We start from the raw sequence: 15,120 nt of genomic DNA, 5'->3' as shown, positions 1-15,120 counted from the left end.
CCTGTTCCCTTCTCTTTAGAAATGTCATCTGTCATTGAATCTCTCAAGCATATTGTATTAAACAGTATCATCCCTAGAAATGTAAAAAGGATTTTCAGGCAATGAAATTTATTATAAAATTTCATTGCCTGAAAATCCTTCATTTTCCATAGACACAAGTGATTTTTCTCTCAATAATGTCATCTATAGCTTTAAATAATATTTCTCTTTCACAAGGTTTATCAAAAGGAACATTTACACAGCCCTTCCCTCTACCAGGTTTGCTTAGTTTTTCTTTCATTTGAGTTATATATTCAAAATCCATTGAGTGTAGTGAAAAATGGTTCTTAGCAACTCCGAAAGAGATGTAGTTTCGTTCTTTACCACTACCTAGTTTATAAGTCGGCATTTGAAAGGACATAACTTCTTCTAAATCAGGATAATTTTTGCGCATGTAATCGATAAAAATTTCTTCCCACTCTTTAGGGCTACCTTCTAGTTGCCTCAAGTATACCTCTACCTCATTTAGCCTTTCTTTCATAAAACCCTCCAATATTTTTACAATAAATCATTTATTCTAGCATCACTTTATATTAAATACTATGACTTCTTTTTATTAATGTCTTTATTTATAATCCTAAATAATTTTAACATTAGTGGAATATAGGTACATACAAATACTGATACAATAATAAATACTGCTGGCTTATGTGCTTTTTTAGGAAGTGCCATTCCCCACATCATCCCTATAGCGCATAGGCAAAGTTTAATAAGCGCTAAGTCTCTCCAATCAGATTGTTTTACAAACTCATTACCATAATTTAATAGCTTTTTCATACCTATCACTCCTCCTATAAATTTTACGTTCCTTAACTATATAATATCATCTCTCACATTGATTGAATAGATATAACTAAAAAGCATCAAATATATACTTGGTTTGTCTGAGTATGTTTATAACCATTTATTACTTGTATCCTAAAGTTTTACTCTAATATTGCTCATGATAAATCCGCTTGCAGGTAATGCTGGAATCTTAGTAAGACTATAGCTTAAATCTTGAGCTGGAATTTTAAATTCGATTTGATTTATCAGAAAATCTAAGCCGACTTTCATCAGCTCTATAGTAACACCTTCTCCTGGACATCTATGTCCTTTTGAGGGATCTCCTCCACCTTGAGGTATAAAATCAAATAAGCCATTCTTTTTCTCTTTAAAACGTTCTGGTCTAAATTCATACGGATTTACCCAAATACGTGGATCATGGTTTGTGCCATAAATATCAACGAGAACTAACCTCCCCTGTTTAAACTTACACCCATGCCATATAAAATTTTTCCTTACTATGGCAGCTAGAAAAGGGGCAAATGGATAGTAACGTCTCACTTCCTGTATAAACATTTCACGGGTATTCTCATTACCTAATCGTAATTTTTCTATACACTCCTCGTTTTCGTATAATGCTAAAGCTGTGAAAGTAATATATCTTGAAATAGCAACAATTGGACGTAGTATATTAATAAGTTCTATTGCGGCCATTTGAGTATTCAGTAGTTTATCATCTAACTCTTCGTAAAAAGATAGCTTATATAGTACTGAACTTTTTTCAACATTCAATTTACCAGATCTAGTATCTGCTATCATACCTCTTATCCACTTTTCGATTCTAGTCCTTGCTCTTTTTCCTTTCCAGTACATTGGTCCTATTGACGCTAAAGTATTGACCATTGTGCTAAAATCCTTTGCTCGATTTTTTACTTCAGACGCTTGTAATGGTACACCAGCCCACTCACATACTGATTGGGATAAAATATTGTTTACCTCATCAAAGAGTACAATCTGCTGGGTACTTTCCCAGTTGTTAATAGCAGCTTGCCACCTTTTCTTGGTTATTTCTGTCAACTGTTTTTGATATTCTTGATCTAGAAGTGACATAAAAAACATTTTTCTATGGATATGCCCCTCGTCATCCATTGTTTGAATGGCATTGACTCCAAACAGTGTTTTTTGTACTCTCTTGGGTAATGCACCTTTACGCTTAAAAAGGTCTGTATTATAAAACAGCTTTGATGCTTCTTTACCACTCATGCATATGACCTTTTTCCCAAGTAGGCGTGTTTCAAATAAATGACACTGATAACGATTAACTCTATTTTGGATGAATAGATAACCTTCTTGTAAAAGTGCTAGTGTATTATCTATACATTTATCATGTGGAACTTGTTTATTCATTGACATATACTTTTGATTCCTTTCTATTCCTATCAAGAACTATGCTAATGAGTTTTATATTTCCACTCTATGTATAAATTATTCATCACATCTCTAATCCTTCACCCGTAGTCTTACTATTCCTTTTTGAATCAACCACTCATATATACCTAATAAAATGCAACCAATCCCATAACACACAATATCTTTCCAGTCAAATGTGGCTCCCATAAGTATGCGTAAAAATGCATTATTTTCTATACCAAATCTCTCAACCCATTTCATGTATTGCAAGCACTCAATAAATGCTGCAAAAACAAATATCCAAAAAGGTATTAGTCTATACTTGTCTGGAATAATTACTCTTACTATGCAGTACAGCACAACAACAACCAATAGATCTCCAACATATGGTCTGATAAATGTATCGTGTACACAGATTGCGATTAAAATTTCAATACACAATAGTATTGTGAATGCAATTAAGTATTTGATTCTTTGCTTTTTCATAACTATCCCCTATCATGAATGAACTTCTAGAAAACCCTTTATCTTATCCATGGCTGACTGATACTTCTTAACTCTTGCATAGTCTGCTTTGTTAGCCTGTGATAATCTTGTTAAATCCATATTATCTCTTAAATCAGCAAGCTTTACTTGGCAAGCTATAGGACTTAGAAGGATACGATTAATAAACTCTTCATAGGTTTCACCAGATCGTTTAGTAAGAGCATCTATAGCATTTATAATAGTTTCCGAAAAAACCTCTTTTCTTAAATCATCAAGTGTCATATAAGTATCTTCAATAACATCATGAAGGACACCACATATTTGCTCTTCTTGTGTTTTACAAGAAAACATTACTCTAAGAGGGTGCAATATGTATGGTGCCCCAGCTTTATCTACTTGCCCTTGATGAGCAGTCGCTGCTATGAGTATTGCTTTTTCTAAATTCATTTTTATACCCCTCCTCCCTTAAATAGATTCTTTAAAAAGTTAAATATATTGAATCACTCTTTTACATTAGTTCCTCTTAAACACCTAAAATGAGATTTTAATATATAGCATATATGACGATTACTTTCACTTCTAATCCGATTCTACATCATAATTCAAGAATTTTCAATCAACTATTGGTCCTTTTACACTATTTGTGTAGCTTTTCTAAAAATAGGTACAGTTTCCCCTTACCCCAAGATTCTCCTTCTATATTCAGCTAAATCCAAGTACTATATCGTATTAAAAATGTACTTCTTATTATATTTCAATGATAATACTTATAAAATCGTTGCTTTTTACCTTTCTCCTATACGTTAAACTTTCTTTTAAATATTTGATAATATTTTTCAAATAATAATTATTATTAAAATTGTTGTTATTTGTATTTATAAATGTTATAATAAGACTAGTTAGAGATAACTAAATAATAAACAAACATATTGATAGAAAGTACGCTTAGCAAACTCTCTATTATCATGAATCAAAATAAAATATATAACTAAAATCGTTAGGAGGATTTAATTATGAATAAAACTTATCCATTTCAATTAGAAGCATTACCATATGAATATGACGCATTAGAACCTTATATGGATGCACTTACTGTTCAAATTCATCATGGTCGCCATGTTCAAACTTATGTAGATAATTTAAACAAAGTACTAGAAGGTAGTAAAGACCATCAATCTTGGTCCTTAGAAGCGCTTGTCACTAAAGTAAATGAGTTACCAGATTCCATTAAAAATGTAGTTCGTAACAATGGTGGCGGTGTCTATAACCATAATTTATACTTTGCAGGTATGACAGCTGAAAAAAGTGAGCCAACAGGCAAGCTTAAAGATGCAATTGTTAAAAAGTTTGGCTCTTTGGATGAATTTAAAGCTAACTTTAAAGCAGCAGGACTTGGACGTTTTGGTTCTGGTTGGGCTTGGTTAGCCGTAGATGCTAATAAAGAGCTTACAGTTGTATCTACACCCAATCAAGATACAGTTCTAGCAGATGGGCTAAGCCCTATACTAGCAATGGATGTATGGGAACATGCTTATTACTTAAAGTATCAAAATAAGAGAGCTGATTATATTGATAATTGGTTCCTTGTTGTTGACTGGAACAAAGCAAATGATCTTTACACGAAAGCCATTGGTTAAAAAGAATCGAAAGTATTCTTTCACTTATTGAACTACAATAATTATAATATTTTATCTCCAATCAGATTTCTGGTTGGAGATTTTTTATAAAAAGTATTTTCGTGTTGGCCCTTAAAAAAAACTGTATCCTCGTTTTTACATTTATTATGCGAGCACTTTCGCTTCTAACCTGATTTTAAAGTATAGTTAAGGAATTTTCAATCAACTCCTACTATCTTTTACACTATTTATGCTGATTTCCCTAAAAATAGGTATAGTTCCCCCTTACCCCAATTTTCTTCCACCGTATTCAATTAGGTCATGGCCTTATGTCGTATCAAAAATATACTTCCTATTATATTTCAATCGATATAGATCTTTCTCTAGCAACCTTACTATTTCTTTTTGTGTTAATAGCTTTACTTCACTTCCACTTAGTCTTCTGAAAATAAATAGTTGTGTAAGGTTAGTAGCTATGCTCATTAAATACAAAAGTGCTTCTATCGCGTTTGGGTGATGTATAAAACAATGCTCTAGAGCACTATAAGTTTTAAGTTTATTAAATAAGCTATTTTCTATATCCCACCTCATGTGCATCATCTTGTATAATGTTTGAAGAGGAATATTAAAATCACTCGTAACCAGTAAAACTTGTGAATATTTGTTTGTCTTTGTTTTCTTTCTAAACTTTACAAACCTAAGTGGCTCAGTTACTTCATCCATGTAAAACGATTCTTCATATGTTGTTACTTCACAATCTCTTTTCTCATCTTGCCAAATCTCTTTTATATTACTTTTGTTAATTTTAGTCTTAGCTTCCTTGATACTGGTAATATTATTATCTTTCACATGAATAACAGGTATTACTTTGTTGGTCGCGCAGTGATTGATCCAACTGCTATTACAGGCTAAAGCATCATAAACCACTACATCTAAAGTGTTTTTATGTTCTTTAGCCACTTTACTTAATAGCCTTTTAGCAACTGTTAGTTCTCCTTCATCTTTTTTACTACTATCCTTTGAACCTTTATAGAGCTCAAAGTCTATGATAAGTCTAGGTTCTTTTCCTATTAATGACATAAAGGCAGCACTATGGAAATATTGAGTTTTCTTATTCCTTACAATGGTGGTATAACATTCATCACAACTTTTCTTATAACTACCAAATAATTTAGTACCATCAATAGCTGCAACTCTATAGCCATCTATGTACCTTCGTCAAATACTTTATTACGCTTTGCCCTCTGGATTATTTTTCTATGCATTTTATATATTCCCTGATTATCAATAACTTTAAGGGTATCTCTAATAGTATCTATTTGTGGCAATTTCATTTTTCTAGAGATAATATTTATAAAATCATTGCTTTTAACTTTATATTTAAGTTCATTAAAACTTTGTATTCTTAACAAAAAACCAAAAAGTACTGGTAGAATAACCTCTCCAGTAGTATATAGGGGATTCTTTCTTCTATCAGTAAGTGCTTTTAGTCCCTCCTCTATACGATAAACTTTCTTTACATATTTAATAAATTTCTTCAAGTAATTCTTCGTCATCTTCACCTCAGCTGTCATCTTTTATACACAAGAAATGATTATAAGATACACCTTGCAAAAAGGCAAGAATTTAAAGTCAAAAAGTACGAATTTACAACTTTTACAAAAAGGGCCTTCAGGTGTTGAAATTTATAATAAAACTTCAAACTAACCCGAAAGCCCTCTTCATTATATACTCTTTTCCAAATAATCTCATATTCATCTATGTTATCTAATAACATCTCTTGCCCCCCCTGTTGGTCTTTAAAAAATCTGATGCATGACTTATATTTATATCAGCGTCCTTTACCTGATTGAATACTATAATGAAATCCTTGAGATATTGCCCACTCTTGCAATTCAATAATAAAGTTTTCTAGGTCTTCTGACGGTACCCCAAAATCATCTGGCCAAAATATAATAGTTTCTTCCTTTGTTGGTGCAGACTCACAGATTGCCTCATATCTATTGTGCTCATCTGTACATATCAAAAGATGATTATACATATAAACATTTCTAGTAAGTGAAAACTTGTATTTCATTGTTGTTTTCCTCCATAATTTCCAAGTATTTTGCTTCTAACTTGATTCTATTTTTCCAGTTTGATTATTTACTTTATATGATACCCATCCTCCTGGTGGATTTAACCAGCAATATGAGCACTGGTGATTTTTCCAGAAATATTGGCTTCTATCAGAATGACATGCCCCCAAAACATATTATCATCATTGTAATACAGTGTCAGACCACCATCTGATTCGACAGCTAATTCGCTGATTCGCATACGTCTCATAAATTCATCCTTCGTTATATCTTCTGGTTCTTCCTCTCCCTCCTCTACAGAATCCATTATCCAGTCATTTGCCAAAATGGTGAGTTCTTTAGCTGCAAAATAACGCACCTTCTGATCCCATTCTTTTAAGTTAGTATAAAGCTGCTTAAATGCCGTCCATGCTTTTTCTGCGCTGTCGCCATCTTCTTCATCTGTCCCCAAACTGACAGAGCACTTTTCCCCAAGCCAGTTTATCTCACCCTCAAACCATGAATAATCTCTATTTAAGCTAAATTTACCCAGTACTTCATCTTCTATGTAAATTGTCTTTAACTTTTCTTTTCTCATCTGATCTAATACTGGATGAATCACCTGACTATCTAAAACCTCTAATAATAAAAAGCGATTATTCATTTCTTTAAGCATATAAGGCTCAAGTACTGACTGTTTACATTTTCTGACCTTCACATGGTAGATAGTTAACTTCTTCAGCTCAAAACCCCATCCTACTCTATCTTTTGCTTTTGGAATCATCCACTCAAGTCTTCCCTTTTCCTTACTTAGCTCCCCAGTCGCAATATCCATAGAAGCCATAAACTCTGCAGAAGGCATGAGCATATCCCCTTTAACACTGGCACCTCCTACATCACTTTTTATTAAAACTAATAGTTCTAAAATCTCCTTTTCATATTCCTCTTGAAATTTTTCAACCGCAGTTTGATTATCCATCTTCCTTGCCTCCCCTATATCCTAACTAGTCTATATTTATACACACTTTCATTTCTAACCTAATTTTATAGTATATACAAATAATTTTCAAACAACTTCTCTTTAGTTCAATACTCATCAAAACTCTTTTATAGCTTCCCTATAACTTAGTTCAATCTGTAGTTACTACATTATAGCCATCTAAACTTATTGCATTATACAAAATCACTTTTCTCATCATTCATTTTCTTATATATTTTGTTTTAAACCTTTTAGCAATATCCTATACCTTTTGGCATAAATCTAGTATATTGCCAAATAGTTTACCCCCTATCTTTTGTGAACATATAATTTACCCCCAATAACCCCTAAAAACACATCAAGGCTTAGAACGAAAAATCGTTCTAAGCCTTGGTATTACTAGGTTTTATTTAGATAGCTTAACTACAGTCTCAACGTGCCTTTGGACAAAGTAAGAAAACTATTTGGCATTAATAAGAAGATGTACCCCCGGGGGTGCATTGAGATACCCACATTCAACAGGAAGAAACTCATTCAAATTATCAAAAATAGTTTGCTCTATGCTTATATTATCAATTCTGTTTAAACTTAGTGATTGTTTATTATACTCATTAAATGATTATGTGACATACCTTAGCAGACAGCAAGAATTTGAAGTCAAAAAGTATGACTTTATAACTTTTGAAAAGAGGGACTCTATATCTTAAGATTTCTAATAAAACTTCATACTGACCCAAAAGTCTTCAATTTTTAGTATTTATTAGGATTCTAGTCGAAAATAAAAATACCAATTATCGGTTAATTTATACTGTAGTATTTGAGAAACCTCTATATGCCTATTATAACAGATTCCTACTTCATATTTATAACCTGACTCTTTTTTAAATACAACTCTTATTTTGCCATCCTCATTTGAAGCAGTTGATATAACTTCAAATTCTAATTCACGGAGTATTTCATAGACTTGAGTTCTTAGTATATCATCATCTAATATTTCTTTCGGTATATCTCCCTCACTGCACCATGAATAGGCAGGTAAGTTCTCAAATTTAATTGCTACTTCCCTAAATAAAGTCTCATTATCCTCAAATACTTTTTCCAGTTCCTCTTTTGTCTTATTAATATTTTCTTGACTTCTCTTATAATTAGTCCATGGAAGTGGTATTTTATCATTCATTCCAAGATATACTATCAAAGCTATTAATATTCCAATAACAACAAAAAGCATACTTTCCTTGATGTACTTACTCATTCTTTCGTTCATTTTGAGCTACTTACCTCCTTTATATTCAAAGGTACCTTCAAATCATATCTCAATTTTAATCATGTTTAATGAAATTCCTGTGGGCAGCGTACTACTACTGATTTTTTATATGGAGAAGAATCGTAATAGTGTTGCTGTCTATTCTCAACAAAGGCCTGCAATACCATTTCTATATCATTACTAGTTACTCTTTTATTATACCACATCATTGTTTCTTCAGGTATTTCTACATTTGGCTTTAATGGTGAAGCAAAAATATTAGCTTCCGGATAAGCATCCCATAAACCTAAACTATGTCCAATTTCATGAGCAGCAACACTTTCAAATTCCGGATCTGTATACGTTCTATTTTTATCATCCCATCTAATATCCGCTATTGTAGGAAGAGTAGGATTCCCACCTAATGCTAAGTTAAATGTAAGTCCGCCTGATGAATTCATAGGGATACAATACTTTTTAAGATATACTCGTTCACGATAAGCCATTTCCCCCTCACCATGAGAAATAGCATCAATATATACAATTGTATTACCCTTAATTCCATCATAAAAATCATAATCATTACCCGTAAAAGAGGTTGTCCAATATTTTGTAATCCCCGATTTGACCAGTTGTACATATTTTTCATCAACATCATCTTCTTTTGTAATATACAACTTTAAATAAATTTTGATTGTATTATCATGTATCTCTATATATTTAGGATTTTTTTTGTTATTCTTTTGGGACAGCTTAAACATGGTTTCAATAGTATCTTTCCTTAGTTTATTTGGATCTTTATCATCCCAAATGCCATCTTCATCACCATCCTCTTTTATTGGGTCAGAAAGAATTGGCAATATAGGTTTACATCTACTAGCAGCTTGATATGAAGAAGACATTCTAGATAATCCTTCAACTACATATCCTTTTTGTTCTTTACTATCCATTAATTCTCCCAATGTTGAAAGTTTCCCATTAATAATTAAATTCCAGTTAATCTCATCGCTATCTGTTAATGTATCACTATCGGAATTTACTTTTGAAATCTTTTTCAAAGGAGCCTTAAGTGTTAATCCACTTAGACCTGTGGATGAAATATAATCAAATGTTGGTCCATATTGCTTTTCCCACTCACAAATGAAAATTGCTGTTGAGCCTAAAAATCCGTCATCCCATGTTCCGTCACTAATCATGAATGCATAGTCTTGCTCTCCCATTCCTATTCCATTATTAGGCTCTGGATACTTTAAATCCCAGTTAGTATATGAGGATCTTTCACTTGTGACCCATTCCCATACGCCTTCTTGTGCTGTATCTGAATATCCAATGGCAGTATAATAGTTAAGATTTCTTCTTTTTAAAATTCCTTGAACAAAATTATTTTCTTCTTTTGATGAAATAGTTACTAAATGCCCTCCTAATTTCTCACAATACAATTTAGCATTTGGCCACGTCATTTTATTTTCAATAATAGAATAAGTATTCCCATTAAATGTGTATTTCATATAGTTATCTGCAATGCTAGTATCATTTATCATAAGAGTTCTAGATGTTTCTACCATACTTTTAGCTTTTACATCTGAATTTAGTAACATTAAAGAATTATCTGTATCACTTTCCTCAATATAAAACTCTTCATTATCTGTAACCTTGTCAAGCTCATTTAACCATTTTCCTAAATCTATTATACAATACGTTCCAAGTTCATCTACTTCTGCCCATACCATATTGGCATCCATATCATGATGTGTTTCAATAGGTAACATCAAATTATCTTGGATCTATATTAAATAAGTAGACACGATTTGATATTAGTGATTATATTAAAGTAGACACAAAAGGAGGTGCCCACATGGCAACTAAACAAACTCGTTATGATGAAGATTTTAAAAAATCAATCGTTGCACTTTATCATAATGGCAAAACTCAGACTTCTCTCTGCCAAGAATATGATATTTCACAGACTTCTCTCGCTAAATGGATTAAACAATATTCTACTGTTGAAACCGATGATGGCAAAGTCCTAACTGCTAAACAAATTAAAGAAATGCAAAAAAGAATGGCTCAACTTGAGGAAGAGAACCTCATATTAAAAAAGCGATTGCCATATTCACGCCACACTCTCTGAGCGACTAGATGCTGTTTATAAACTACGTTTTCAGCATGATATTAAAACCCTTTGCCGCGTACTTAACGTAAATCGCAGCACTTACTATAAGCACTTCAACTCCGAACCTGCTCCAAGAGTAAAAGAGAATCTAAATATCAAACGTGTCATTCTTCAGATTTATTCTGACTATGATAAATGTCTTGGTGCTTATAAAATTACATATATCCTCAGTCGTGATTATGGTATAAACATCAGCGTGGGACGAGTGTACCGACTGATGCAATCAATGTCTCTTCCTAAAATGTCTACAGATAAACCTTGTAGAGTAAAACATCACAATCAGGGAGAATGCGATAATCACCTCCATCAGGAATTTAACCAAAAGGCTCCAAATCTTGTCTGGGCTAGTGATTTCACTTACATAAAAGTTAATGGTAAATGGTATTATCTTTGCATTGTCATGGACTTGTTTTCTAGAAAAATCATTGGTTGGCACATAGCTAGCAACCACGATGTCACCTTAACAATGTCAGCTTTTAATAAGGCTTATAAAAGCCGTCATGTTCAGTATGGACTCATATTTCACTCTGACCAGGGAGCTGAGTATACTGCTTTTGCATTTAGAAATCTCTTAGATTCCTATAATGTTGTGCAGTCATTTTCTAAAAAAGGATACCCTTTCGATAATGCTTGTTGTGAAAGTTTTTTCAAATATCTCAAAAAGAATCGCACCAATCGCAGAAGCTATCATACCCTAGAGGAACTTCGACTAGATATTTTCGAGTACATTGAAAATCTATATAACAATCGTCTTCCCCACGGTGCGATTGGATATAAAACGCCAAATGAGTTAGAAGCAGAATACTGGGATCAGCACGCATAATTATTGATCTCAACAAATTTTTTCGTTACAAATCGTGTCCAAACTATTGACTATACTCCACATCCTATGCTTGTTTTAATATATGTAATGTCTCCTACCCACACTTGGTTAGGCTTATTCGTCTTGAATTTCTGCTTAAGCCTATTGCTATAATATTTTCCATCTGTTTTTCCATTATGGGATGGCTTATATTTGGTAGTTGTTTCGGGATAAAAGCCATTCTCTCTCATTATCTTTCGAACTTTATACTCACTTAAAGAAATACCCTTTTCTTCAACTTCCTTTTTTATTGCTCTGTATCCATTTGTCTTATCACTGTCATTAAAGATCTCTTCAATCTTATTTATAATTGACAGTTCTTTTATATGTTTCTCTTTATTCTTCCTTTCCTGCCTAATCCATCTATAATAATTTTGTCTTTTAACCCCTAATATTTCACACATCTTTACCACTGAGAACTTTTTTGTAAGCCTTGATATGGCTTCATATTTCATGCGTGGGGTTCCATAAAGATGAGCAGGGATTTTTTTAATATTTCTACCTTTTCTTGCTCATTTTCTAATTGTTTCTTGTGATGAGTAATTTCCCTATCCCTAGCTTTAAGCTGCTTCTCTAAATCTTTGATTTTATCCTGCATTTCATCAGATGATGCTGGCTTGTTTTCGTTACTAATAATTCCATGCTTTTTTTTATATTTATTGATCCATCTGCAAGCTGTATTGACATTAATTTCCAATTCTTTAGATGCAATTGTAATAGATTTACCCGATTCTAAAATATAGATTGCAGTTTCTTCTTTCATTTGTTCTGAATACTTGTTATACATTTTATCTCCTCCATATGATGATATCATCATATCATAGGTGTCTCACTTTTTCACCGCACTCCACTTACCCATAGGTTATTTTCATGTCGTCTTTACTATTCCTTCAGAACTTTACTCCCTCTTTTATAAGCATAAAAAACAAATGTATACTCTACTTTTTAAGGCAGCTTCTGAAACAGTAAAAGAACTTGCTACTGATAAAAAATATTTAGGTGCACAAATTGGATGTATTGCCATCCTCCATACTTGGGGACAGAATTTATTGTTTCATCCTCATATTCATATGATTATTCCAAGTGGTGGTCTTACAACAACTGGCAAGTGGCAATCTTCTAAGAAAAAGTTTTTTATACCTGTAAAAGTGCTCTCTAGAAAGTTTAGAGGAAAGTTATTATCATTTATAAAAGATCAGTTGGATGAGTCTTTAAGAGATTTACTTTATAAAAAAGAATGGATTGTCTACTGCAAGCCACCATTTAAAAGTTCTAAACATGTCCTAAATTATCTTAGACGCTACACCCATAGAGTTGCACTTTCTAATAATCGGATTGCAAATGTAACAAATGACCATGTTACTTTTAAATACCGAGACTATAAAGATGGTAATAAACAGAAACTTCTCACCTTATCTGGAGTAGATTTCATGAGAAGATTTTTGCTTCATATACTTCCCAAGGTTTTACTAAAATACGGCACTATGGATTTCTTGGTAATCGCAATAAAAATACCAAACTTAGACTTTGTCAGAAGCTTACTCATGGTAAGCTCAAACCTCTTCAACGTAAGAAATATACTGCACTAGAAATTATGTTCAAATTAACTGGAAAAGACTTTACTAAATGCCCTTGTTGCCAAGAAGGGCATTTTAAACTTATAGCTACTACACATAGAATGGGTTCTCCACCTATCACCCTACTAACAAAATAATAAATTTCTATTTGCTCCTTAAGTGGGGAGGGGGAAGTTATATTCATTATTATCTTATTTACCATAGATTATTCAAATAATCTTACTTCATATCCTTATATAAGACAATTAATCAGAAGGATTAGAGAAAAAATGAGCCCTAGCTATAAATAAATCCCCATAGAGGCAAGAGTTGAAGAGGCAAATCATTCTCTCACTTCCGCACTTTAGTACAACAAAATTTATGCGAGTTGGCACCTAGAATTCTACATTTTAGGTGTTTTATTTTAGCCTAACTCGCATAAATCTCTATTCATATTGCCAAATAGTGTACCCCCCATCCTTTGGGAACATATAATTTGCCCCTAATTCCCCCTAAAAACACATCAAGGCTTAGAACGAAAAATCGCTCTAAGCCCTGGTATTACTAGGGTTTAACGTGACAGCTTAACTACAGTTTCAACGTGAGTTGTCTGCGGAAACATATCAACTGGTTGTACCTTATCTACTTGATACCCTTCTGCTACAAGATAAGCTAAATCTCGTGCTAAAGTAGCTGGATCACAAGAAACATATACTATTTTATTAGGTGACATTTTGATTAAAGTCTCTAATAATTTGCTATCGCAGCCTTTGCGTGGTGGATCTACGACTATAGTATCTGCCACAATGCCTTGTTCATACATTTGTGGGATAACTTCCTCTGCTTTTCCCACATAGAATTCTGCATTGGTAATATGATTGAGAGCTGCATTTTCTTTTGCATTTTCAATAGCTTCTGGTATAATTTCTACGCCATATACTTTCTTTGCTTTTTGTGCAAGAAATAAAGAGATAGAACCTATCCCACAGTAGGCATCCCAAACGATCTCATCGCCTGTTAGCTCTGCATATTCTAAAGCTTTGGTATATAGTACCTCTGTTTGCTGAGGGTTGACTTGGAAGAAGGATAAAGGTGAGATTTTAAACTGTAAATCTCCAATGTAATCAATAATGGCATTCTCTCCATCTAAAACCGTACAGCTATTGCCTAATATAGTGTTACTTTTTTCTAAATGCTGGTTAAGTATAATACTTGTTACAGGCGCTACTGCTTTAATAGCTTTTACAAACTCATCTGCATGAGGTAGTTTGGGCCCGTTAATCACTAAGCACACCATCATCTCCTCTGTATGATAACCTGTTTTAATCATTAAATGGCGTACCAGTCCTGTATGCTTTTCTTCATCATAAATGCTAATCTTGTACTTTTCTAGAAAAGCTAGTACAGCTTTCATAATGGCTTCTTTTTTAGGATCTTGAATGTAACAAGTTTCTAGTGGTATTAGCTGATGACTACGAGGAGCAAAAAAGCCCGTTTGTACTTTGCCATTAATCTGACGAATAGGATATTGGGCTTTATTACGATAATGATAAGGGGTGCCCATTCCTAGGGTTGGTAATACCTCTATGTCTTTTAGCCCACCAATACGATTTAAGCAATCTTTTACTTTTTTGGTTTTCCAATCTAATTGCGCCTCATAGCTCAGATGTTGAAGCTGACAGCCTCCACAGGTATCTGCCACTTCACAAATAGGTTCTACCCTAAAAGGTGAAGGTGTAATAAGCTTTACTAATTTGCCATAGCCAAAGCTTTTTTTCACTTTTACAATACGTATTTCTACTACATCTCCAGTAATCGCTCTAGGAATGAAAACGGTAAAGTCATTGATTTTACCAATCCCTTCTCCTTCTGAGCCCATATCTGTAATAGTTAGCTCGTAGTGCTGATTCTTTTCAATTGGTTTATCCATAGTT

The 15,120-nt window shown here is 33.0% G+C and carries 17 protein-coding genes; 3 read left to right on the top strand and 14 right to left on the bottom strand.

Annotated elements, in window-relative coordinates; all coding sequences use genetic code 11:
• Window positions 1-139 precede the first annotated feature (139 nt).
• The 5 genes from CLOLE_RS09920 to CLOLE_RS09900 form a co-directional block, all read right to left on the bottom strand.
• Window positions 140-520, bottom strand: a complete 381-nt coding sequence (locus tag CLOLE_RS09920) for an iron chaperone (RefSeq protein WP_013656972.1) — start codon at window positions 518-520, stop codon at window positions 140-142.
• Window positions 521-579: 59 nt separating this feature from the next.
• On the bottom strand, window positions 580-816 hold the full coding sequence (locus CLOLE_RS09915; protein ID WP_013656971.1) for a hypothetical protein: 237 nt from the start codon (window positions 814-816) through the stop codon (window positions 580-582).
• 141 nt (window positions 817-957) lie between these two features.
• Entirely contained in the window at window positions 958-2,211 is a 1,254-nt protein-coding gene (locus tag CLOLE_RS09910) for a cytochrome P450 (protein WP_173362377.1), read from the bottom strand.
• A 93-nt stretch (window positions 2,212-2,304) separates the two neighbouring features.
• Entirely contained in the window at window positions 2,305-2,700 is a 396-nt protein-coding gene (locus CLOLE_RS09905; RefSeq protein ID WP_013656969.1) for a ribosomal maturation YjgA family protein, read from the bottom strand.
• A 12-nt stretch (window positions 2,701-2,712) separates the two neighbouring features.
• Window positions 2,713-3,147, bottom strand: a complete 435-nt coding sequence (locus CLOLE_RS09900; RefSeq protein WP_013656968.1) for an HD domain-containing protein — start codon at window positions 3,145-3,147, stop codon at window positions 2,713-2,715.
• A 566-nt stretch (window positions 3,148-3,713) separates the two neighbouring features.
• On the opposite strand from CLOLE_RS09900, the gene CLOLE_RS09895 reads away from it, so the two are divergent.
• Window positions 3,714-4,337 carry a superoxide dismutase gene (locus tag CLOLE_RS09895; protein WP_013656967.1) on the top strand — a complete coding sequence of 208 codons (624 nt, stop codon included), beginning with the start codon at window positions 3,714-3,716 and terminating at the stop codon, window positions 4,335-4,337.
• A 306-nt stretch (window positions 4,338-4,643) separates the two neighbouring features.
• Here CLOLE_RS09895 and CLOLE_RS09890 read toward each other — a convergent pair whose 3' ends face one another.
• The 6 genes from CLOLE_RS09890 to CLOLE_RS09860 all read right to left on the bottom strand — a co-directional run bounded on the left by CLOLE_RS09890 (window position 4,644) and on the right by CLOLE_RS09860 (window position 10,364).
• Window positions 4,644-5,396, bottom strand: a complete 753-nt coding sequence (locus CLOLE_RS09890; RefSeq protein WP_050794680.1) for a transposase — start codon at window positions 5,394-5,396, stop codon at window positions 4,644-4,646.
• Between the two features lie 125 nt (window positions 5,397-5,521).
• Entirely contained in the window at window positions 5,522-5,872 is a 351-nt protein-coding gene (locus CLOLE_RS09885; RefSeq protein WP_157864054.1) for a hypothetical protein, read from the bottom strand.
• Between the two features lie 275 nt (window positions 5,873-6,147).
• A complete protein-coding gene (locus CLOLE_RS09875; protein ID WP_013656966.1) occupies window positions 6,148-6,393 on the bottom strand; it encodes a hypothetical protein in 246 nt (81 codons plus the stop codon).
• A gap of 101 nt (window positions 6,394-6,494) precedes the next feature.
• On the bottom strand, window positions 6,495-7,352 hold the full coding sequence (locus tag CLOLE_RS09870; protein ID WP_013656965.1) for a DUF2262 domain-containing protein: 858 nt from the start codon (window positions 7,350-7,352) through the stop codon (window positions 6,495-6,497).
• Between the two features lie 760 nt (window positions 7,353-8,112).
• On the bottom strand, window positions 8,113-8,616 hold the full coding sequence (locus CLOLE_RS09865; protein WP_013656964.1) for a hypothetical protein: 504 nt from the start codon (window positions 8,614-8,616) through the stop codon (window positions 8,113-8,115).
• A gap of 65 nt (window positions 8,617-8,681) precedes the next feature.
• A complete protein-coding gene (locus tag CLOLE_RS09860; protein WP_013656963.1) occupies window positions 8,682-10,364 on the bottom strand; it encodes a lectin-like protein in 1,683 nt (560 codons plus the stop codon).
• Window positions 10,365-10,450: 86 nt separating this feature from the next.
• On the opposite strand from CLOLE_RS09860, the gene CLOLE_RS22450 reads away from it, so the two are divergent.
• Window positions 10,451-11,591, top strand: a protein-coding gene (locus tag CLOLE_RS22450) for an IS3 family transposase (RefSeq protein WP_242825776.1) whose coding sequence is annotated in 2 segments (ribosomal slippage) — window positions 10,451-10,698 and window positions 10,697-11,591 — 1,143 coding nt in all. Because the reading frame shifts where the segments join, the coding sequence is not laid out codon by codon here.
• Window positions 11,592-11,641: 50 nt separating this feature from the next.
• On the opposite strand, the gene CLOLE_RS09845 is transcribed toward CLOLE_RS22450, so the two are convergent.
• Together CLOLE_RS09845 and CLOLE_RS09840 are read right to left on the bottom strand one after the other, a co-directional pair.
• Window positions 11,642-12,085, bottom strand: coding sequence for an IS3 family transposase (locus CLOLE_RS09845; RefSeq protein ID WP_013656962.1), 444 nt, complete (start codon window positions 12,083-12,085; stop codon window positions 11,642-11,644).
• Window positions 12,082-12,417: a transposase gene (locus tag CLOLE_RS09840; protein WP_013656961.1), complete on the bottom strand. Its 336-nt coding sequence runs from the start codon at window positions 12,415-12,417 to the stop codon at window positions 12,082-12,084. The genes CLOLE_RS09845 and CLOLE_RS09840 overlap by 4 nt, the downstream gene beginning before the upstream one ends.
• Window positions 12,418-12,454: 37 nt before the next feature.
• Here CLOLE_RS09840 and CLOLE_RS09835 point away from each other — a divergent pair, with 37 nt between their 5' ends.
• Window positions 12,455-13,219: an IS91 family transposase gene (locus CLOLE_RS09835; RefSeq protein WP_456297493.1), complete on the top strand. Its 765-nt coding sequence runs from the start codon at window positions 12,455-12,457 to the stop codon at window positions 13,217-13,219.
• A gap of 538 nt (window positions 13,220-13,757) precedes the next feature.
• Here CLOLE_RS09835 and rlmD read toward each other — a convergent pair.
• The gene (gene rlmD / locus CLOLE_RS09830; RefSeq protein ID WP_013656960.1) at window positions 13,758-15,116 is read right to left on the bottom strand and encodes a 23S rRNA (uracil(1939)-C(5))-methyltransferase RlmD; all 1,359 of its coding nucleotides are present in this window, start codon (window positions 15,114-15,116) and stop codon (window positions 13,758-13,760) included.
• Window positions 15,117-15,120: the final 4 nt, after the last annotated feature.

Origin of the sequence: Cellulosilyticum lentocellum DSM 5427 (assembly GCF_000178835.2) — a bacterium.
GTDB classification, from domain to species: domain Bacteria; phylum Bacillota; class Clostridia; order Lachnospirales; family Cellulosilyticaceae; genus Cellulosilyticum; species Cellulosilyticum lentocellum.
This window is presented reverse-complemented; position numbering and strand designations above follow the sequence as displayed.